The sequence below is a fragment of the Streptomyces genisteinicus genome, from assembly GCF_014489615.1.
Lineage (GTDB): Bacteria > Actinomycetota > Actinomycetes > Streptomycetales > Streptomycetaceae > Streptomyces > Streptomyces genisteinicus.
Window position 1 is genome coordinate 2,386,563 of the sequence record NZ_CP060825.1, and the last position, 19,860, is coordinate 2,406,422.

14 protein-coding genes are annotated in these 19,860 nt (G+C 72.4%); 12 read left to right on the plus strand and 2 right to left on the minus strand.

Features of this window, described 5'->3' with window-relative positions:
- Positions 1-51 precede the first annotated feature (51 nt).
- Positions 52-687: a superoxide dismutase gene (locus IAG43_RS10455; protein ID WP_187740477.1), complete on the plus strand. Its 636-nt coding sequence runs from the start codon at positions 52-54 to the stop codon at positions 685-687.
- Between the two features lie 142 nt (positions 688-829).
- Here the strand turns inward: IAG43_RS10455 and IAG43_RS10460 are convergent, their stop codons facing one another.
- A complete protein-coding gene (locus IAG43_RS10460; protein WP_187740478.1) occupies positions 830-1,468 on the minus strand; it encodes a mycothiol-dependent nitroreductase Rv2466c family protein in 639 nt (212 codons plus the stop codon).
- 139 nt (positions 1,469-1,607) lie between these two features.
- On the opposite strand from IAG43_RS10460, the gene pepN (IAG43_RS10465) reads away from it, so the two are divergent.
- Both pepN (IAG43_RS10465) and IAG43_RS10470 read left to right on the plus strand, forming a co-directional pair.
- Positions 1,608-4,172, plus strand: coding sequence for an aminopeptidase N (pepN, locus tag IAG43_RS10465; RefSeq protein ID WP_187740479.1), 2,565 nt, complete (start codon positions 1,608-1,610; stop codon positions 4,170-4,172).
- 233 nt (positions 4,173-4,405) lie between these two features.
- Positions 4,406-5,455: a hypothetical protein gene (locus IAG43_RS10470; RefSeq protein WP_187740480.1), complete on the plus strand. Its 1,050-nt coding sequence runs from the start codon at positions 4,406-4,408 to the stop codon at positions 5,453-5,455.
- Here the strand turns inward: IAG43_RS10470 and IAG43_RS10475 are convergent.
- Positions 5,431-5,898 carry an NUDIX hydrolase gene (locus IAG43_RS10475; RefSeq protein ID WP_187740481.1) on the minus strand — a complete coding sequence of 156 codons (468 nt, stop codon included), beginning with the start codon at positions 5,896-5,898 and terminating at the stop codon, positions 5,431-5,433. The genes IAG43_RS10470 and IAG43_RS10475 overlap by 25 nt on opposite strands.
- A gap of 432 nt (positions 5,899-6,330) precedes the next feature.
- Here IAG43_RS10475 and IAG43_RS10480 point away from each other — a divergent pair, with 432 nt between their 5' ends.
- The 9 genes from IAG43_RS10480 (at position 6,331) to IAG43_RS10520 (ending at position 19,829) form a co-directional block, all read left to right on the plus strand.
- The gene (locus IAG43_RS10480) at positions 6,331-9,648 is read left to right on the plus strand and encodes a S8 family serine peptidase (protein ID WP_425508584.1); all 3,318 of its coding nucleotides are present in this window, start codon (positions 6,331-6,333) and stop codon (positions 9,646-9,648) included.
- Positions 9,649-10,069: 421 nt separating this feature from the next.
- Positions 10,070-11,101 carry an aspartate-semialdehyde dehydrogenase gene (locus tag IAG43_RS10485; RefSeq protein ID WP_187740483.1) on the plus strand — a complete coding sequence of 344 codons (1,032 nt, stop codon included), beginning with the start codon at positions 10,070-10,072 and terminating at the stop codon, positions 11,099-11,101.
- 157 nt (positions 11,102-11,258) lie between these two features.
- On the plus strand, positions 11,259-13,835 hold the full coding sequence (gene pepN, locus IAG43_RS10490) for an aminopeptidase N (protein ID WP_187740484.1): 2,577 nt from the start codon (positions 11,259-11,261) through the stop codon (positions 13,833-13,835).
- A gap of 438 nt (positions 13,836-14,273) precedes the next feature.
- A complete protein-coding gene (locus tag IAG43_RS10495) occupies positions 14,274-15,749 on the plus strand; it encodes a sensor histidine kinase (protein WP_187740485.1) in 1,476 nt (491 codons plus the stop codon).
- Positions 15,746-16,162: a roadblock/LC7 domain-containing protein gene (locus IAG43_RS10500; protein ID WP_187740486.1), complete on the plus strand. Its 417-nt coding sequence runs from the start codon at positions 15,746-15,748 to the stop codon at positions 16,160-16,162. Before IAG43_RS10495 ends, IAG43_RS10500 begins: the two co-directional genes overlap by 4 nt.
- Entirely contained in the window at positions 16,159-16,518 is a 360-nt protein-coding gene (locus IAG43_RS10505; RefSeq protein ID WP_187740487.1) for a DUF742 domain-containing protein, read from the plus strand. The genes IAG43_RS10500 and IAG43_RS10505 overlap by 4 nt, the downstream gene beginning before the upstream one ends.
- The gene (locus IAG43_RS10510) at positions 16,499-17,116 is read left to right on the plus strand and encodes a GTP-binding protein (RefSeq protein ID WP_187740488.1); all 618 of its coding nucleotides are present in this window, start codon (positions 16,499-16,501) and stop codon (positions 17,114-17,116) included. The genes IAG43_RS10505 and IAG43_RS10510 overlap by 20 nt, the downstream gene beginning before the upstream one ends.
- Positions 17,117-17,292: 176 nt before the next feature.
- A complete protein-coding gene (locus IAG43_RS10515) occupies positions 17,293-18,438 on the plus strand; it encodes a selina-4(15),7(11)-diene synthase (RefSeq protein ID WP_223005925.1) in 1,146 nt (381 codons plus the stop codon).
- Positions 18,439-18,467: 29 nt separating this feature from the next.
- Positions 18,468-19,829, plus strand: a complete 1,362-nt coding sequence (locus IAG43_RS10520; protein WP_246574232.1) for a cytochrome P450 — start codon at positions 18,468-18,470, stop codon at positions 19,827-19,829.
- Positions 19,830-19,860: the final 31 nt, after the last annotated feature.

The window sequence follows — 19,860 nt, forward strand, 5'->3', positions numbered from 1 at the left end:
CAGTTGCATAAGGTTTGCAATAAGAAGGCAGTCGGAGGGACCACCGCCACCATGGCCATCTACACGCTTCCTGAACTTCCGTACGACTACGCGGCGCTCGAGCCGGTGATCAGCCCCGAGATCATCGAGCTCCACCACGACAAGCACCACGCCGCGTACGTGAAGGGCGCCAACGACACCCTCGAGCAGCTCGAGGAGGCGCGCGACAAGGAGGCCTGGGGCTCGATCAACGGGCTGGAGAAGAACCTCGCGTTCCACCTCTCCGGCCACATCCTGCACAGCATCTACTGGCACAACATGACCGGCGACGGCGGCGGCGAGCCGCTGGAGAAGGACGGCACCGGCGAGCTCGCCGACGCCATCGCCGAGTCCTTCGGCTCCTTCGCCAAGTTCAAGGCGCAGCTGACCAAGGCGTCCGCCACCACCCAGGGCTCCGGCTGGGGCGTGCTGGCCTACGAGCCGGTCAGCGGCCGCCTCATCGTCGAGCAGGTCTACGACCACCAGGGCAACGTGGGCCAGGGCAGCGTCCCGATCCTGGTGTTCGACGCCTGGGAGCACGCCTTCTATCTGCAGTACAAGAACCAGAAGGTCGACTTCATCGAGGCCATGTGGCGCGTCGTCAACTGGCAGGACGTGGCCAAGCGCTTCACCGAGGCCAAGGGCCGCACGCCGCTGATCACGCCCTGAGGCTGATCCCGCAGCGCCCTGCTCGTGATCGTCTTCTCAACCTTCACCGGGCAGGCGGATGAAGGACGGCCCCCGCGAGGACAGGACTCGCGGGGGCCGTCTTCCGTGTCCGGCCCCCGCGGGGGCCGTCACCCGTCGCCCGTCACTCGAAGGACGGGCCCTGGGTACGGGTGCGCTTGATCTCGTAGAAGCCCGGCGTCGACGCCACCAGCAGGGTGCCGTCCCACAGCCGGGCCGCCGCCTCGCCGCGGGGCGTGGGCGTCACGACCGGGCCGAAGAAGGCGATCTGCTCGCCGTCGGCTCCCGGTACGGCGATCACCGGGGTGCCGACCTCCTGGCCGACCTTGGTGATGCCCTCGTGGTGGGAGGCGCGCAGCTGCGTGTCGTAGGTGTCCTGGTCGGCGTACTGCGCGAGGGACACGGGCAGGCCGACGTCCTCCAGCGCCTCGCGGATCGCCGTCAGGGTCGGCCCCTCGCCCTTGTTGTGGAACCGGGTGCCGAGCGCGGTGTACAGCTTGCCGACGACCTCGTCCCCGTGCTCCTGCTGGGCGGCGACGACGACCCGCACCGGGGCCCACGCCTTGGTCTCCAGCATCTCCCGGTACTCCGCAGGGACCTCGTCGAGCTTGTCCTCGTTGAGCACGGCGAGCGACATCACATGCCAGCGGACCTCGATGTCCCGGACCTTCTCGACCTCCAGGACCCACCGGGACGTGATCCACGCCCACGGGCACAGCGGGTCGAACCAGAAGTCCACCGGTGTCTTGCCGTTGTCCGCCATGTCACTCCTCGTCTCGGGGCGGCACCCTGCGTGCCTCCGGGGGGAACACGCGCGGCACGCGAGGGATTCCCCCGTATTGCCTGCCAGGACCGCATGAAAGGATCGCTGCTGTTTGGACGAGTCACGAAGGAGTGCTCCCGTGCCCGGTGAGAATCTGTCCCGCGACGAGGCCCGTACCCGGGCCGAGCTGCTGTCCGTCGAGGCGTACCACGTCGCCCTCGACGTGCGGTCCGCCGTCGGGGACGCGCAGGAGGGGGCGGGGCCGCGGACGTTCCGCTCCGTCACCACGATCCGGTTCCGGGCCGCCGAGCCCGGCGCCCCGGTCTTCGTCGACCTCGTGGCACCGTCCGTGACCGGCATCACGCTCAACGGGCGCGAGCTGGACCCGGCGGACGCCTTCGACGGCGCGCGCATCACCCTCGACGCCGTCGACGCCGAGAACGTCCTCGTCGTGGACGCCCGCTGCGCCTACAGCAGGACCGGCGAGGGCCTGCACCGCTTCGTCGACCCGGAGGACGGCGAGGTGTACCTCTACACCCAGTACGAGCCGGCCGACGCGCGCCGGGTCTTCGCCAACTTCGAGCAGCCGGATCTCAAGGCGCCGTTCCGCTTCGAGGTGACCGCGCCCGAGGGCTGGACCGTCTGGAGCAACGGGGAGGGGGCGCGCGACGCCGACGGGGTGTGGCGCTTCGCCGAGACCCGGCCCATCTCCACGTACATCACGGCCGTCGTCGCCGGGCCGTACCACTACGAGACCGACGTCTACGAGCGGGCGCTCCCCGACGGCACCACGCTGCGGATCCCGCTCGGCGCGATGTGCCGCAAGGGCCTGGCCCGCCACTTCGACGCCGACGACATCTTCCTCGTCACCAAGCAGGGGCTGGACTTCTTCCACGAGCACTTCGACTACCCGTACCCGTTCGGGAAGTACGACCAGGCGTTCGTCCCCGAGTACAACATCGGCGCCATGGAGAACCCGGGCTGCGTCACCTTCCGCGAGGAGTTCGTCTTCCGCGGCAACGTGACGCAGGCGTCCTACGAGCGCCGCGCCAACGTGATCCTGCACGAGATGGCGCACATGTGGTTCGGCGACCTGGTCACCATGCAGTGGTGGGACGACCTGTGGCTGAAGGAGTCCTTCGCCGACTTCATGGGCTCCTTCTCGATGGTCGAGGCCACCCGCTTCACCAACGGCTGGGTGACGTTCGCCAACAACCGCAAGGCCTGGGCCTACCGGGCCGACCAGCTGCCCTCCACCCACCCGATCACGGCCGACATCCGCGACCTGGAGGACGCCAAGCTCAACTTCGACGGCATCACCTACGCCAAGGGCGCCTCGGTGCTCAAGCAGCTGGTGGCGTACGTGGGGCGGGACGCGTTCCTGGAGGGGGCCCGGCGCTACTTCAAGCGCCACGCCTACGGCAACACCCGCCTCGGCGACCTGCTGTCCGTCCTGGAGGAGACCTCCGGCCGCGACATGAAGGAGTGGTCGCGGGCCTGGCTGGAGACCTCGGGCGTCAACTCGCTCACCCCCGAGGTGAGCTGCGACCCGCAGGGGCGCGTCGCCTCGCTGGCCGTCGTGCAGGACGGCGACACCCTGCGCCCGCACCGGGTCGTCGTCGGGCTCTACCGGGTCGAGGGCGCCAAACTCGTGCGGTACGCGTCGACCGGTGCCGACGTCACCGGCGCCCGCACCGAGGTGCCGGGCCTGGTGGGCGCCGACCGCCCGGACCTGGTGCTCGTCAACGACGAGGACCTGACCTACTGCAAGACCCGCTTCGACGAGGGCTCGCTCGCGACGCTCCGGGCCCACCTCGGCGACATCGACGACCCGCTGGCGCGGGCGCTGTGCTGGTCCGCGCTGTGGAACCTCACCCGCGACGCGCTGATGCCGGCACGGGACTTCATCGGCCTGGTGCTGCGGTTCGCGGGGCGCGAGAGCGACATCGGGGTCCTCCAGATGCTGCACGCCTGGGCGCGCGGCGCCCTCGTGCACTACGCCGCACCCGGATGGCGCGAGGAGGGCGGGCGGCTGCTGGCGGCGGGCGCGCTGACCGAGCTCCGCCGGGCCGAGCCCGGCAGCCAGCACCAGCTGACATGGGCGCGCTTCCTCGCCTCCGTGGCGGCCGGCCCGGAGGACTTCCAGCTGCTCGCCGGGCTGCTGGACGGCACCGCGCGCATCGACGGACTCGACGTCGACCAGGAACTGCGCTGGGCGTTCCTCGCGCCGCTCGCCGCGCACGGGGCCGCCGACGAGGCGGCGATCGCCGCGGAACTGGCGCGGGACGACACGGCGTCGGGCAAGCGGCACGAGGTGCGCTGCCTCGCGTCGCGGCCGTCCGCCGCGGTCAAGGACCAGGCGTGGGCGGCGGTCGTGGAGTCCGACGCGCTCTCCAACGCACTGGTCGAGGCGACGATCGCGGGCTTCGCGCAGCCGTCCCAGCGGGAGCTGACCGCGCCCTACGCGCCGAAGTACTTCGCGGCGATCGAGCGGGTGTGGGCGGAGCGGTCGATCCAGATCGGGATGGACGTGGTGCGCGACCTGTACCCGTCGTTCCAGGACCCCGGGAGCACGCTGGCCGCGACGGACGCGTGGCTCGCCGCGCACGAGTCGGCGGCGCCGGCGCTGCGCCGGCTCGTCCTCGAGTCCCGGGACGACCTGGCGCGCGCGCAGCGCGCCCAGGAGCGGGACGCGCGCGCGTAGGCGCGCGCAGGCGCGTATGTGACGGAGGGCGGCCCCTGGGCGGGGCCGTCCTCTGTCGCGGGGCGCTCCCCGGGACACCGCCCGCCGCGCGAGGTTCCCGTCCCCGGAGGCCGGGCGCGCGGGTGCCCCCATCGGCAGTCGAACGCACGTACTTTAGGACGGGGTCGTCCCGAATTGTCGACGAGGACGTAACAGAGGTTCAGGGGGCGCGGTCCCCCGGGCATCCCCCTCGCATGGAACAGTGCGAGACCTCCCCCCAGTCCCCCTCCCCTTCCGTCTCCCCCGCGGCCCCCGCCGCTCTCGCCGAACGCGTCGTGTGCGGGGCGCAGTTGCGGGAGCGGGGGATGACGTCCGCCCGGGTGGCGGAGCGGTGCCGGGCCGGCGGGCCCTGGCAGGCGCTGCTGCCCGGCGTGTACCTGCTGCGTCCCGGGCCGCCGACCGGCGAGGAGCTCCTGCGGGCCGTCCTGCTGTACGCGGGGCGGCCGGTCCGCCCGGCCAGGGCGGTGCTCCCGGCGCAGCGCCCCGAGGGCGGGCCGTACGGCGAGGCCGTGATCACGGGGCTCGCGGCGCTCGCGCTGCGCGGCTTTGCCGCCGCCCCGACGCTGCGCTCGCTGGACGCGATCGACGTGCTGGTGCCGCGGAGCCGGCGGCTGCGGTCGACGGGGCGGGCGCGGCTGGTGCGGACGCACGCGCTGCCGGTGGCGGAGGAGGTGACGGGGGTGCCGGTGGCGCCCGCCGCGCGGGCCGTCGCGGACGCGGTCGCCGGGCTCACCGACCCGGGGGCGGTCCGGCTGCTGCTCACCGAGGCGGTGCGCGGCGGGCACTGCGAACCGGCGGCGGTGGTGCGGGAGCTGAGCGACGCCCGGCTGCTGGGGAGGCCGCACGTGGTGGACGCGGTGGACGCCCTGCTCGCGGAGGGGCGCGCGCTGGCCGAGGACAGGCTGTACGCGCTGGTGCGGTCGGCGGATCTGCCGGAGCCGCTGTGGAACGTGGACCTGCGGCTGCCCGGCGGGCCGCATCTGGGCGGGGTGGACGCGTACTGGCCCGAGCAGGCCGTGGCCGTCGAGCTGGACACCCGGGCGCCCCGGCACGACGAGGACGCGCTCTGGTCGGAGCACGCGAAGAAGCGGGACACCCTGGAGCGCCTGGGGATCACCGTGGTGCATCTGACGCCCCGCAAGCTGCGGGAGGCCCCGGACCAGCAGTCGGTGGTCGTCCGTACGGCGATGATGGCCGCGGCGGACCGGGAGCCGGCCGCCTACGTGGTGGTGCTGCCGCGCTGAGCGGCCCGGCCGGCGGGGGGACGGGTCCGCCACAGTGCGAGGCCCGTGTCGACGAGGGGGACGCGGTCGAGCGCCGTCACGCCGGCCAGGGGGTGCCAGGCGGCCAGGTCGGTGGAGCCGCCGGTCTCGGGGCGGAGTTCGCCGCCGGTGACGCGTCCTTCGTAGACGATGCGCAGGCCCTGGTAGTCGGCGGAGGCGCCGAGTGCGCGGGAGTAGCTGTGGCGCTCCGAGTCGATGCCGAGCAGGGCCGTCATCTCGGCCCGGTAGCCGGTCTCCTCCGCCACCTCGCGGACGGCGGTGTCGAGCGGGTCCTCGCCGTGGTCCATCCCGCCGCCGGGCAGGGTCCACCGCTTGGCGCCGTCGCGGGCGACCCAGCGGGCGAGCAGGATCTGACCGTCCCGTACGCAGACCGCGTAGGCGGCCACCCTCAGCACCGTTCGCATCGGTCGAGGCTACCCGGGCGGCGGTCCGGGAAGGGCGGGTTCCGGGCGGCCGCCCCGGGCGGAGCACGCGGCCGCGTGCGAGCGGGCGGGAAGGGCGCCGCGGGAGAGCCGTGACCCGGGGAGGGGGCGGGGGCCCGGCGGGCCGGCGGGCCGGGGGTCCGGGGGTCCGGAGCGGGGGCCGAGGCGCGTCCGAGGAGGTCCGCCCCCGTTCGGGGGATACGGCACACCGTCGGCGAACCCCGAAGCGGACTGATCAGTTCCCTCACATGTGCACCCATTTGACGGTCGTGGCGTACGCCGAACGGTGGCGGATAGCCGCCATGAGCACTTCACGTCTCCGTCAACTCTCCACAAAGTCCTGTCATTTACGACAGGCTGAGCGGTCATCCGGCACCGAATTCCGGACCGTCTCATTCACCAACAGGGATGCTGATGACCCCCCAGTCCCAGAGCTCCACAACAGGGCGCGCCGTCGGCCACAGACGTGTGGCGCGCGTGGCCGCGGCAGCCTCCGTGGTGGCCGCGCTCGTCGCCGCCGGCGTCGGCCCGGCCGTCGCCTCCGCTCCCGCCGCCGACCCGGCCGGTTCGGACGGCGTCAAGGCCGCCCAGGCATCGGACAAGATCGGCCAGGCGGACGAGAACCTGCTCGCCGAGGCCGAGGCCAAGGGCGACAAGACGGTGACCGTCATGGTCGCCACCGCGCCCGGCGCGACCGAGCAGGTCGCCGGCCAGCTCGACGCGGTGCAGGGCGCCTCGGTCGGCAGGACGTTCGACGAGCTCGGCTACGTCCGGGCCACGCTGCCCACCGACAAGGCCGAGGCGGCGCTCAAGGCGGCCGCCAAGCTCTCCTCCGTCCACGGCATCGACCTCAAGCACGAGATCGAGCTGGACGACCCGACCCCGGCCGCCGACACCACCAAGGCCGCGGGCATCGCCTCGGCGCAGGTCGGCCTCTACCCGGCGCCCGGCAAGAACACCCCGGCGAAGAACCCGTACAACCCGTCCTTCGAAACCGGTGCGGTCGACTTCGTCAAGCAGAACCCGAAGGCGGACGGCCGTGGCGTGACCATCGGCATCCTGGACTCCGGCATCGACGTCGCGCACCCGGCGCTGCAGAAGACCACGACCGGCGAGCGCAAGATCGTCGACTGGGTCACCGCGACCGACCCGGTCGCCGACGGCGACGGCACCTGGCTGCGCATGGACGCCTCGGTCAGCGGACCGGTGTTCACCGCCGACGGCCGTACCTGGAAGGCCCCGCAGGGCTCCTTCAAGTACCGCCAGTTCAAGGAGTCCGCCACCCTCGGCGGCGACATGGCCGGCGACCTCAACCGCGACGGCGACACCACCGACACCTGGGGTGTGCTGTACGACGAGGGCACCCGCACCGCGCGGGTCGACCTGAACAACGACGGCGACTTCACCAACGACACCGTCATGAAGCCGTACCGCAACGGCTTCCAGATCGGCTACTTCGGCACCGACGACCCGAAGACCCCGGTCGTCGAGCGGATCCCGTTCGTGCTCGAGGTCCGCAAGGACGTCGTCTACAACGCCGCCGGCGCGACCGCGGACTTCGTCAGCATCGGCGTCATCGAGGGCTCGCACGGCACCCACGTCGCCGGCATCACCGCCGCCAACAGCCTCTTCGGCGGCAAGATGAACGGCGCCGCGCCCGGCGCCAAGCTGGTCTCGTCCCGCGCCTGCACCTGGAGCGGCGGCTGCACCAACATCGCGCTCACCGAGGGCATGGCCGACCTGGTCATCAACCGCGGCGTGGACATCGTCAACATGTCCATCGGCGGGCTCCCGGCGCTGAACGACGGCAACAACGCGCGTGCCGCGCTCTACACCCGGCTGATCGACACCTACGGCGTCCAGCTGGTGATCTCCGCCGGCAACTCCGGCCCCGGCACCAACACGCTGGGCGACCCGGCCGTCGCCGACAAGGTCATCTCGGTCGGCGCGTCGATCTCCAAGGAGACCTGGGCCGCCAACTACGGCTCCGGCGTCGACAAGAAGTACGCCATGCTCCCCTTCTCCTCGCGCGGCCCGCGTGAGGACGGCGGCTTCACGCCGACGATCGTCGCGCCCGGCGCCTCGATCAACACCACGCAGACCTGGTCCCCGGGCGGTCCGGTCGCCGAGGCGGGCTACCAGCTGCCGCCCGGCTACTCGATGCTCCAGGGCACCTCGATGTCGTCCCCGCAGACCGCGGGCGCGGCGGCGCTGCTGCTCTCGGCCGCCAAGCAGAAGGACATCGAGCTCACCCCGGCCAAGCTGCGCACCGCGCTCACCAGCACCGCCAAGACGATCGACGGTGTGCTCGCCCACGAGCAGGGCGCCGGCCTGATCGACATCGTCGACGCGTGGAAGGCCATCAAGCAGGGCGCCGACGTCCACGAGTACAGCGTGAAGGCCCCGGTCGACACCGCGATCGACTTCGCGCTGGCGAACCCGGGCTTCGGCACCGGCCTGTACGACCGCGAGGGCGGCCTGGAGGTCGGCAAGGCGCGTACGTACGACGTCACCATCACCCGCACCACGGGCCCGAAGAAGGCCCTGGCGCACACGCTGAAGTGGCTGAACAACGACGGCACCTTCAAGCTGCTCAGCGGCAGGAACGTCAAGCTCCCGCTGAACCAGCCGGTCACCGTCACCGTGCAGGCCAAGGCCCGCACCGCCGGTGTGCACAGCGCGATCCTGGTCGCCGACGACGCCGCCACCATCGGCTCGGACAAGCAGATCCTGACGACGGTCGTCGCCTCCCAGGCGCTGGCCAAGCCCGCCTTCGGGATCTCCGAGTCCGGCTCCGTGCAGCGCAACAGCCACAAGAGCTACTTCGTGACCGTGCCCGAGGGCGCCAAGACCCTCGAGGTGTCCCTGAGCGGTCTCGCGGCGGACAGCCAGACCCGCTTCATCGCACTGCACCCGTACGGCACGCCGGTCGACCCGACGTCCACGGTGAACTGCTACCCGAACTACCCGAACCCGGCGAACACCTGCCGTCCGGACGTCCGCACCTACCCGAACCCGACCCCGGGCGTGTGGGAGATCGAGGTCGAGTCCCGTCGCACCTCGCCGCTGCTGGACAACCCGTACACGCTGGACGCCACCGTGCTCGGCGCCTCCTTCGCCCCGGCGGTGCAGACGCTCCCCGAGGCCCAGATCGGCGTCCCGGCGGACGTGCAGTGGAACGTGACGAACGACTTCGGTCCGATCGCCGGCAAGCTCGCGGGCGGTCCCCTCGGCTCCGCCAAGGTCGCCCGCCCGTCGATCAAGCACGGCGAGTCCCAGGTCTACACGGTCACCCTGGCTGAGGGCGTGGACCGCCTCGACGTGGCCATCGGCTCGACCTCGGACACGGGCGCGGACCTGGACCTCACGGTCTACCGCGGCACGACCCAGGTCGGCCAGGCCGCGGACGGCGACTCGGAGGAGGCGGTGAGCCTGGTGAAGCCGGCCGCCGGCACCTACCGGATCGTGGTCGACGGCTACTCGGTCCCGGCCGGGACCACCGAGTTCGACTACCGCGACGTGTTCTTCTCCCCGTCCCTCGGCACGCTGAAGGTCGACGACGCCAAGCCGGTGTCGCTCGGCAACGGCGCGACGGCGGCCGTGGGCGCGCAGGTCGTGGTGAGCGGTGCCGCTCCCGAGGGACGTCAATTCTTCGGCGAGGTCTCCCTGGTCAACGCCCGCGGCACCGCCGCGGGTGCCGGCAGCGTGGTGATCACCAAGGTCACCGGCTGACCGCAGGGCGCACATGAGGCGGGGCGGGGGCCGGTGGCCCCCGCCCCGTCGGCGTACCCCGCCCCGTGAGCGTCCCGCGGCCCTCGCAGGCGTGCCGGCCCCCTCACGGAACCCGCCCGCACGCGTGCCGCCCGTCCCCGCCCGCACGCGTGCCGCCCGCCCTGTGCGGACCGCCCCGCCGGAACCCGCCCGTCCACCGTGCCGCCCGTCCCGGCCGCCGGGGACGCTCCCCGCCGCTCCCCGCCGCTCCCCGGGTGCCGTGGGCCCGCCCGGCCCCGCCCGGCCGCGTCCGGGCCGGCATGGCGCGTCTCACACGTCCCGCCCCTCGGACAACCGATTGGACAAGGCGGACCCGGACATACGCATCATGGATCGGCGCGCCACGCACCGGAGGGCGCAGCACACGTACGGAGGAGCACCCGTGAAGGTCGGAATCGTCGGAGCCACCGGGCAGGTCGGCACGGTCATGCGCAGGATCCTCGCCGAGCGGAAGTTCCCGGTCGACGAGCTGCGCCTCTTCGCCTCCGCGCGCTCCGCGGGCTCCACCGTCGACTTCGAGGGCCGTGAGGTCACCGTCGAGGACGCCGCCACGGCGGACTGGGCCGGCCTCGACATCGTGCTCTTCTCCGCAGGCGGCGCCACCTCCCGGGCCCTCGCCGAGAAGGTCGCCGCCCAGGGCGCCGTCGTGATCGACAACTCCTCCGCCTGGCGGCGCGACCCCGACGTGCCGCTCGTGGTGTCCGAGGTGAACCCCCACGCGGTCAAGGACCGCCCGAAGGGGATCATCGCCAACCCGAACTGCACCACCATGGCCGCCATGCCGGTGCTCAAGCCGCTCCATGTGGAGGCGGGGCTGACCGCGCTGGTCGCCACCACCTACCAGGCCGTGTCCGGCTCCGGTCTCGCCGGCGTCGCCGAGCTCGACGGCCAGGTCAAGGAGGTCGCCGGCCGCGCGACCGAGCTGACCCACGACGGCGAGGCCCTGGACTTCCCCGAGCCCGGCGTCTACAAGCGCCCCATCGCGTTCAACGTGCTGCCGCTGGCCGGCGCGATCGTCGACGACGGCTCCTTCGAGACGGACGAGGAGCAGAAGCTCCGCAACGAGTCCCGCAAGATCCTGGAGATCCCGGAGCTGAAGGTCTCCGGCACCTGTGTCCGCGTCCCCGTCTTCTCCGGCCACTCGCTCCAGGTCAACGTGCGCTTCGAGCGTCCGCTGGCCGTGGAGCGCGCCTACGAGCTCCTGAAGGACGCACCGGGCGTGGAGCTCTCCGAGATCCCGACCCCGCTCCAGGCGGCCGGCAAGGACGTCTCCTTCGTGGGCCGCATCCGTGTCGACGAGACCGCGGAGAACGGTCTGGCGCTGTTCCTGTCGGGCGACAACCTGCGCAAGGGCGCGGCGCTGAACGCGGTGCAGATCGCCGAGCTGGTCGCCGACGAGCTGCGCGCCGGCTGATCCGGACGGACACCTGAGGGGGCGGGCGCCGCGGGGCGCCCGCCCCCTCCGGCGTGCCCGCGGCCGGACACCCCCGGCGGCGCCGATTCTCCCGGGCGCGGCGGGCGTGCCGCGTGGAAGGATGGCCGCAAACATCGCAAACCGAGGAGATGACCGGGTGCCTGGCACAAACCTGACCCGTGACGAGGCGCAGCAGCGTGCGCGCCTGCTCACCGTTGACTCCTACGAGATCGACCTCGATCTCTCCGGAGCACAGGAGGGCGGGACCTACCGGTCCGAGACCACCGTGCGCTTCGCCTCAGCGGAGGACGGCGCGGAGACCTTCGTCGACCTGGTCGCCCCCGCCGTGCACGAGGTCGTGCTCAACGGCCACGCGCTGGACGTGGCGGCGGTCTTCCGGGACTCGCGGATCACGCTGAAGCACCTGCGGGCGGGCGACAACGAGCTGCGGGTCGTCGCGGACTGCTCGTACACCAACACCGGCGAGGGCCTGCACCGGTTCGTCGACCCGGTCGACCAGCAGGCCTATCTGTATACGCAGTTCGAGGTCCCGGACGCCCGCCGGGTGTTCGCGAACTTCGAGCAGCCGGACCTCAAGGCCGCGTTCCGGTTCACCGTGAAGGCCCCGGACGGCTGGACCGTGATCTCGAACTCGCCGACCCCCGAGCCCGAGGACGGCGTCTGGCGCTTCGAGCCGACGCCGCGGATCTCGACGTACATCACCGCGCTGATCGCGGGCCCGTACCACAGCGTCCACAGCTCCTACGAGAAGGACGGGCAGAGCGTCCCGCTGGGCATCTACTGCCGGCCCTCGCTCGCCGAGTACCTGGACGCCGACGCGATCTTCGACGTCACCCGCCAGGGCTTCGACTGGTTCCAGGAGAAGTTCGACTACGCGTACCCGTTCGCCAAGTACGACCAGCTCTTCGTGCCCGAGTTCAACGCCGGGGCGATGGAGAACGCGGGCGCGGTGACCATCCGCGACCAGTACGTCTTCCGCTCGAAGGTGACGGATGCGGCGTACGAGGTGCGGGCCGAGACGATCCTGCACGAGCTCGCGCACATGTGGTTCGGCGACCTCGTCACCATGGAGTGGTGGAACGACCTCTGGCTGAACGAGTCGTTCGCCACCTACACCTCGATCGCCTGCCAGGCGCACGCCCCGGGCTCGAAGTGGCCGCACTCCTGGACCACGTTCGCGAACTCCATGAAGACCTGGGCCTACCGGCAGGACCAGCTCCCCTCGACCCACCCGATCATGGCCGAGATCAACGATCTCGATGACGTTCTCGTGAACTTCGACGGCATCACCTACGCCAAGGGCGCCTCCGTCCTGAAGCAGCTCGTCGCCTACGTCGGCCAGGACGAGTTCTTCCGGGGCGTGCAGGGCTACTTCAAGCGGCACGCCTTCGGCAACACCCGTCTGTCGGACCTGCTGGGGGCGCTGGAGGAGACCAGCGGCCGCGACCTGAAGGCCTGGTCGAAGGCGTGGCTGGAGACGGCCGGCATCAACGTCCTGCGCCCGGAGATCACCGCCGACGGCTCCGGAGCGATCACCGCGTTCGCGGTGCGCCAGGAGGCCCCGGCGCTGCCCGCGGGTGCCAAGGGCGAGCCGGTGCTGCGCCCGCACCGGATCGCGGTCGGCTTCTACGACCTGGACGGGGCCGGGAAGCTGGTGCGCACCGAGCGGGTCGAGCTGGACGTGGACGGCGAACTGACCGATGTGCCCGCCCTGGTGGGCAAGGCCCGCCCGGCCGTGGTGCTGCTCAACGACGACGACCTGTCGTACGCCAAGGTGCGCCTGGACGAGGAGTCCCTGCGCAACGTCACGGAGCACCTCGGCGACTTCGCCGAGTCGCTGCCCCGTGCGCTGTGCTGGGCCTCGGCCTGGGACATGACGCGCGACGGGGAGCTCGCCACCCGCGACTACCTGGCGCTGGTGCTGTCCGGCATCGGCAAGGAGTCCGACATCGGCGTGGTCCAGTCGCTGCACCGCCAGGTCAAGCTCGCGGTGGACCAGTACGCGGACCCGGCCTGGCGCGAGACGGGCCTGACCCAGTGGACGGACGCCACGCTGGCGCACCTGCGGGCGGCCGACGCGGGCAGCGACCACCAGCTCGCCTGGGCGCGGGCGTTCGCGGCGACGGCCCGCACCCCGCAGCAGCTGGACCTCCTCCAGGCCCTGCTGGACGGCACGGAGACGATCGAGGGCCTCGCCGTCGACACCGAGCTGCGCTGGGCGTTCGTGGAGCGGCTGGCCGCCACCGGCGTCTTCGACGAGGACGACGTCGCGGGCGAGTACGAGCGGGACCGCACGGCCGCAGGCGAGCGGCATGCGGCGACGGCGCGGGCGGCGCGTCCCACCGAGGCCGCCAAGGAGGAGGCCTGGGCCTCCGTCGTCGAGGGCGACAAGCTGCCCAACGCCGTGCAGGAGTCGGTGATCGCCGGCTTCGTCCAGACCGACCAGCGGGAGCTGCTCGCGCCGTACGCCGAGCGGTACTTCGCGGCGGTCAAGGGCGTGTGGGAGTCCCGCAGCCACGAGATGGCCCAGCAGGTCGCGATCGGGCTCTACCCGGCGCTCCAGGTCTCCCAGGAGACCCTGGACGCGACCGACGCGTGGCTGGCCTCGGCGCAGCCGGGCGCGGCGCTGCGCCGGCTGGTGTCGGAGTCGCGGGCGGGCGTCGAGCGGGCCCTGCGGGCCCAGGCGGCGGACGCGGCGGCCGCCGCGCGGTAGGGCCGCCGCCGCGCGGCGGCACCGGAGAACTCCGGCCGGCTCCGGACGGTGCCGGGCGGACTTCTCCGGGGCCGGGCGGTGCCGGGCGGCTCCGGCTCCGGAAGGCCGGGGCGGGCCGCGGCGCCGCGCACGGTGATCCGCGCGGGCGTCCGTTCCGGATGCCCGCGCGGCGCCCGTTCCGGATCCGCGCGGGTTCCCGTTCCGCCGGGGAACGGGTGCCCGCGCGCTGCCGCGGGCACCCGCGGCAAAGCCGCAGGAGGAACCGGAACATCCGGGAATTGAGGCGCGTCGGGCTCTCGGAGCCCGGCGCGCCTCCTTGCGTTTTCGGCCATCGATGACCGGCCTCGGCCACGACCCGGCGTCAACAGCCCATCTCTGACCGGGATATGCTCCCGCCCGTCGTCATATGATCTTTCCCGTTCGATTCTGAGGATGCTGATGGTTCGACAGGGAACGTCGACCGGAAGTCCGCGGCCGAGGTCAGGCCTCGTGTGGCAGCTGCCCGTTGCCGCGACCGTCGCAGCCGCGATCGTGGCCGTCTTCCTGGTCTCCGCATCGGCCCGCACGCCCGTCGTGATCGTCTCCGCGGCGACGGTGGTCGCCGTCGGCCTCGCCTGCGCCGAGGTGGTGCGGCGCGGCCAGGTGATCGCCGAACTGCGCGACCGGCTCGCCGCACAGGAGGCGGAGAACGCCCGCCAGTCGGCCGAGACCAGCCGTCTCGCCGGCGAACTGCTCCCCCACGTGGTGGGCGAGCTCCGCAAGGGAGCCTTCCCCGAGGACGTGCTCGCGTCGCTCGACGCCTCGGTCGAGCACCGCGCGGTGCTGCGCTCCGTGGTGGACGCGGTGAGCGCCGAGGAGGACCTGCGCGGCTCCGCGCAGCGCGCCTTCGTGAACATCGCCCGCCGGGTGCAGGCCATCGTCCACCAGCAGGCCCAGGAGCTGCGGGAGATGGAGGACCGGCACGGCCGGACCCCCGAAGTCTTCGGCGACCTGCTGCGCATCGACCACGGCACCGCGCTGATCGGCCGGCTGGCCGACTCCATCGCCGTGCTCGGCGGCGCGCGCCCCGGGCGCCAGTGGAGCAAGTCCGTCCCGCTGTACAGCGTGATGCGCGGCGCGATGTCGCGGATCATCGACTACCAGCGGGTGGAGCTGCACACCGTCTCGGAGGTGGCCGTCGTCGGCTCCGCCGTCGAGCCGCTCATCCACGCCCTGTCGGAGCTGCTGGACAACGCCACCCGCTACTCGCCGCCGCAGACCCGTGTCCATCTCACCGCGGTGGACGTCCAGTCGGGCATCGCCATCGAGATCGAGGACGGCGGCGTCAGCATGAGCGAGGAGGCCCGCCAGCGGGCCGAGCGGATGCTCCGGCAGGCGCAGCAGGGCATCGACGTCAACGACCTGGGCGAGACCCCCCGCCTGGGCCTCGCGGTCGTCGGCCGGCTGGCGCAGGCGTACGGCTTCCAGGTCTCGCTGCGCTCCTCGGCGTACGGCGGCGTGCGCGCCGTCCTCGTCGTGCCGCAGGACCTGATCACGACCTCGGCGTCGGCCACCGGCCTGGCGCACGGCATCGGCACGGCGTCCGGCCCCCGGGCGGCCGGCTCCGCCCCCGCGCCCCTGCCCGCCCAGGCGCCCGCCCCCGCGCGGCTGCCCCGGCAGGCCACGGGGCCGCAGCCACTCCCCCGGGACGAGGAGGCACCCACGGTGACGGAGCGCACGTCGGGCGGGCTGCCCCAGCGGCGCCGGAAGTCACGTGTCGCCGCTCCGGCCGAAGCACCCGCAGCCCACCTGACCGCCCCGGAGCCCGAGCCGGAAGCCGAGCCCGCGGTCCAGCCCGGTATGTGGCTGGCCGCGTTCCAGAGCGGCCTGTCCGGTGACACCTCCAAGACGAACAACGGAAACGAGCAGCCATGATTCAGCGGCAGTCCCACCAGACCAACATGGACTGGATGCTCAAGGACCTGGCGGAGGGCGTACCGCAGACCCGGAACGTCGTCGTCCTTTCCGCCGACGGACTGCGGATGGCGCAGTACGGCTCGGACACCGACACCGCGGACCGGCTCGCCGCCGCCTGCGCGGGCCTGCAGAGCCTGGCGGGCGCCGTGGCCGCGGAACTCCCCCACGGCGACGGCCAGATGCGCCTCGTCGTGATCGAGATGAACGGCGGCTTCTTCTACCTCATGGCGGCCGGCTCGGGCGCCTACCTCGCCGTGCTCGCCGACGAGGGCGTCGACGCCGGACTGATGGGCCAGCGCATGCGGGACCTCGTACTGCGGATCGGAGAGCACCTGAGCACGCCGCCGCGGCATGAAGGACCGACCGCGTGAGTGACGCGGGCGCGGACTGGGAGGAGACCAGTCCGGAACGGCTGTACGTGATCACGGGCGGCCGGAGCGGCTCCTCCTCGCCCACCGCCTTAGACCTGGTCACCCTCATCGTGGCCAGGTCGGGGCCGAAGCCCGGTATGCAGCCGGAGCACGCGGCGATCATCCGGATCTGTCAGGCGCCGCTGTCGGTCGCCGAGATCTCCGCCTATCTGAGCCTGCCGGTGAGTGTGGTCACCGTGCTGCTCAGCGACCTGATGGCCGACGACAAGGTGCTCGCCCGTGCACCCGTCCGCGCGGCCGTCCTTCCCGACCGCGCTTTGATTGAGGCAGTGATCGATGGACTACGAAAGCTCTGAGCAGGCTCTTGGGCCGCGGAGCGAGGATGTGCTGCCGGCGACCGCGACGGCCGCCGTCAAGGTGGTCATCGTGGGCGGCTTCGGCGTCGGCAAGACCACCCTGGTCGGCTCGGTGAGCGAGATCAGGCCCCTGACGACCGAGGAGACGATGACCCAGGCCGGGGTCGGCGTCGACGACACCGCGGGCGTGGAGCGCAAGACCTCGACGACCGTCGCCATGGACTTCGGCCGCATCAGCATCAACGAGGAGCTGGTGCTCTACCTGTTCGGCACACCGGGCCAGGAGCGCTTCTGGTTCCTGTGGCGCGGCCTGTTCGAGGGCGCGCTGGGCGCCGTCGTGCTCGTCGACACCCGCCGGCTGGAGGTCAGCTTCGACGTGATCGGCCGGCTGGAGGAGCGGGGCGTGCCCTTCGTGGTGGCCGTCAACTCCTTCCCGGACGCGCCCGCGTACCCGGTGGAGGAGCTGCGCGGGGCGCTCGACCTGCCGGCGAACGTGCCGATCGTGCTGTGCGACGCCCGGTCGCGGGCGTCCAGCCGGGACGTGCTGATGGCCCTCATGCGCTATCTGCAGACGCTGGCGACGGCCCACGGGGGCTGACCGGTCGCGGGCGGCTGTTGGCCGGAACCCGGCGCGTTCCACGCGAGGGTTCCGGCCAACCGCCGCCCGCTTCTTCCTGTTCTGCCGGGGGATCGTCCTATTGGATCGGCCAACATGGCTGAGTACGATGCGCAATAGTTGATCACTCTGTGGTGCACGTTGCGCATGTGACAACGATGTTGACGCGACGCACCCGCATCGAGAGGCAGGCCGCCGTGACCCCCGAGCAGACCGGCCCCACCATCCCGCCGATCTTCACGCCGATACCACCGGCCATCCATCCCCGGCACGCGGACATAGACGTCCAGACCGCCGCCTGGGCGGAGACCTTCCGCATCGGCTCGGACGACCTGCGCGCGAAGCTCGTGGTCCAGGACATCGGCACCTTCTCCGCGCGGATCCTGCCCGAGGGCAAGGAGGAGGTCGTCTCGCTCCTCGCCGACTTCGTGCTGTGGCTGTTCGGCGTCGACGACGGCCACTGCGAGGAGGGCGAACTGGGGCACCGGCCGGGGGACCTGGCGGGCCTGCTGCACCGGCTGATCCGGGTGGCGCAGAACCCCGAGGCGCCGATGATGACGGACGACCCCCTCGCCGCCGGCCTGCGCGACCTGCGCCTGCGGGTGGACCGCTACGGCACCCCGGGGCAGACCGCCCGCTGGATCGACGCCCTGCGCGAGTACTTCTTCTCCGTGGTCTGGGAGGCCGCCCACCGCCGCGCCGGCACCGTGCCCGACCTCAACGACTACACCCTCATGCGGCTGTACGACGGGGCGACCTCGGTCGTGCTGCCGATGCTGGAGATGGGCTACGGCTTCGAACTCCAGCCGCACGAGCGCGACCGCACCGCGGTCCGCGCCGCCGCCGAGATGGCCTCGTTCATCATCACCTGGGACAACGACATCTTCTCCCACCACAAGGAACGCCGGTCCTCCGGCTACTACCTGAACGCCCTGCGCGTCCTGGAGGAGGAGGGCCTGTCCCCCGAGAAGGCGCTGCGGACCGCGATCGGCCAGCGGGACCGGGTGATGTGCCTGTACGTGCGCCTGGCGGAGCAGCTCTCCCGCGAGGGCAGCCCGCAGCTGCGCCAGTACGTCGCGAACCTCTCCAGCTTCATCCGGGGCGCGCAGGACTGGGGCATCAGCTCCGTGCGCTACACCACCCCCGACGACCCGGCGAACCTGCCGCCCGTCTTCAGCGACACCCCGACCGACGACCGCCACGAGCCCCTCGGGATACCGGCGGTCGACTGGTGGTGGGACCTGGTGCCCGCGCCGGCCCGCGACCTGACCGCCGCCCCCACCGCCGCCCGCACCGCCCCGTAGACCCACCCCACAGCGGAAAGGATTCTCCCGTGACCCTCGCCGGTACTCCCGCGGCCGACCTGCGATCGGTGCCCGTGGCGCCGGGAGGCATCCCCCTCCTCGGCCACGCGCTCAGCCTCTGGCGCGAGCCGCTCGGCTTCCTGCGCTCCCTGCGCGACTCCGGCGACCTGGTCAGGGTGAACCTGGGCACCCTCCCGATGTACGTCGCCACCTCGGCGGACCTCGTCCACGAGGTGACCGTGCGCCAGGCGCGCAGCTTCGAGAAGGGCCGCTTCTTCGACCGGCTGCGGCCCCTCGCCGGCAACGGGCTGGCCAACTCCGACGGCGAGGTGCACCGCAGGCACCGGCGGCTGATCCAGCCGATGTTCCACCCGCAGCGCATCGCCCAGTACACGGAGGCGATGAGCGCCAACGCCCGCAGCCTGGCGGACTCCTGGACACCGGGCCAGACCGTCGAGCTGGAGGCGGCGATGGCCCAGTACGCCATCGAGACCCTGGCCACCACGCTCTTCTCCACCGACCTGGGCCGGCCCGCGGTCGTCGCGGTCCGCGAGAACCTGCCGATCGTCCTGAAGAACCTGCTGATGAGGGCCGCTTCCCCGCGGTTCCTCGACCGCTTCCCGATCCGCGCCAACCGCGACTTCGACGCGGCGGCGTCCACGCTGCGCAAGGTCATCGACGAGGTCGTCGCCGAGACCCGCCGCTCCGGCACCGGCGGGCAGAACGACCTGCTGTCGGTGCTGCTGGACGCCCGCGACGGCGAGACCGGCGACGCGCTCTCCGACGTCGAGGTCAGGGACGAGCTGAGCACCATCCTCTTCGCCGGCGCCGAGACCACCGCCGCCACCCTGTCCTGGACGTTCTACGAACTGTCCCGCAGCCCGGAGACCGAGGCGGCGCTGGTCGCCGAGATCAAGGACGTCGTCGGCGACCGCCCCGTCACCGTCGAGGACGTGCCCAGGCTGGAGGGCGTGCGCCGGGTCCTCGACGAGGTGATCCGGCTGCACGGCGTGACCATGCTGATGCGCCGCACCACCGCGGAGGTGGAACTCGGCGGCTATCTGCTGCCCCCGGGCACCGAGGTCGGCTTCAGCCTCTACGCCCTGCACCGCGACCCGGGCCTGTACGCCGACGCCGACCGCTTCGACCCGGACCGCTGGCTGCCCGAGCGGCGCGGGGAGATCGCCCGCACCTCGTACATCCCGTTCGGCGCGGGCAACCGCAAGTGCATCGGGGACTCGTTCGTGTGGACCGAGGCGACGATCGCGCTGGCCACCATCCTGTCCCGCTGGTCCCTGCGCCCGGCGCCCGGGCACGTCCCGAAGGAGGTCGCCTCGGCCGTGGCCCACGCCGACCTGATGCCGATGGTGGTGACCCCCAGGGACGCGTGAGCGGCGGCGGGCCGGGGACGTCCCGGCCCGC

What these genes read in the sequence shown, in the direction of transcription:
- IAG43_RS10455 (WP_187740477.1), top strand. Translation starts at nt 52, where the DNA reads ATGGCCATCTACACGCTTCCTGAACTTCCGTACGACTACGCGGCGCTC.
- IAG43_RS10460 (WP_187740478.1), bottom strand. Translation starts at nt 1,468, where the DNA reads ATGGCGGACAACGGCAAGACACCGGTGGACTTCTGGTTCGACCCGCTG.
- IAG43_RS10470 (WP_187740480.1), top strand. Translation starts at nt 4,406, where the DNA reads ATGGAACAGTGCGAGACCTCCCCCCAGTCCCCCTCCCCTTCCGTCTCC.
- IAG43_RS10475 (WP_187740481.1), bottom strand. Translation starts at nt 5,898, where the DNA reads ATGCGAACGGTGCTGAGGGTGGCCGCCTACGCGGTCTGCGTACGGGAC.
- IAG43_RS10480 (WP_425508584.1), top strand. Translation starts at nt 6,331, where the DNA reads ATGACCCCCCAGTCCCAGAGCTCCACAACAGGGCGCGCCGTCGGCCAC.
- IAG43_RS10495 (WP_187740485.1), top strand. Translation starts at nt 14,274, where the DNA reads ATGGTTCGACAGGGAACGTCGACCGGAAGTCCGCGGCCGAGGTCAGGC.
- IAG43_RS10500 (WP_187740486.1), top strand. Translation starts at nt 15,746, where the DNA reads ATGATTCAGCGGCAGTCCCACCAGACCAACATGGACTGGATGCTCAAG.
- IAG43_RS10510 (WP_187740488.1), top strand. Translation starts at nt 16,499, where the DNA reads ATGGACTACGAAAGCTCTGAGCAGGCTCTTGGGCCGCGGAGCGAGGAT.
- IAG43_RS10515 (WP_223005925.1), top strand. Translation starts at nt 17,293, where the DNA reads ATGTTGACGCGACGCACCCGCATCGAGAGGCAGGCCGCCGTGACCCCC.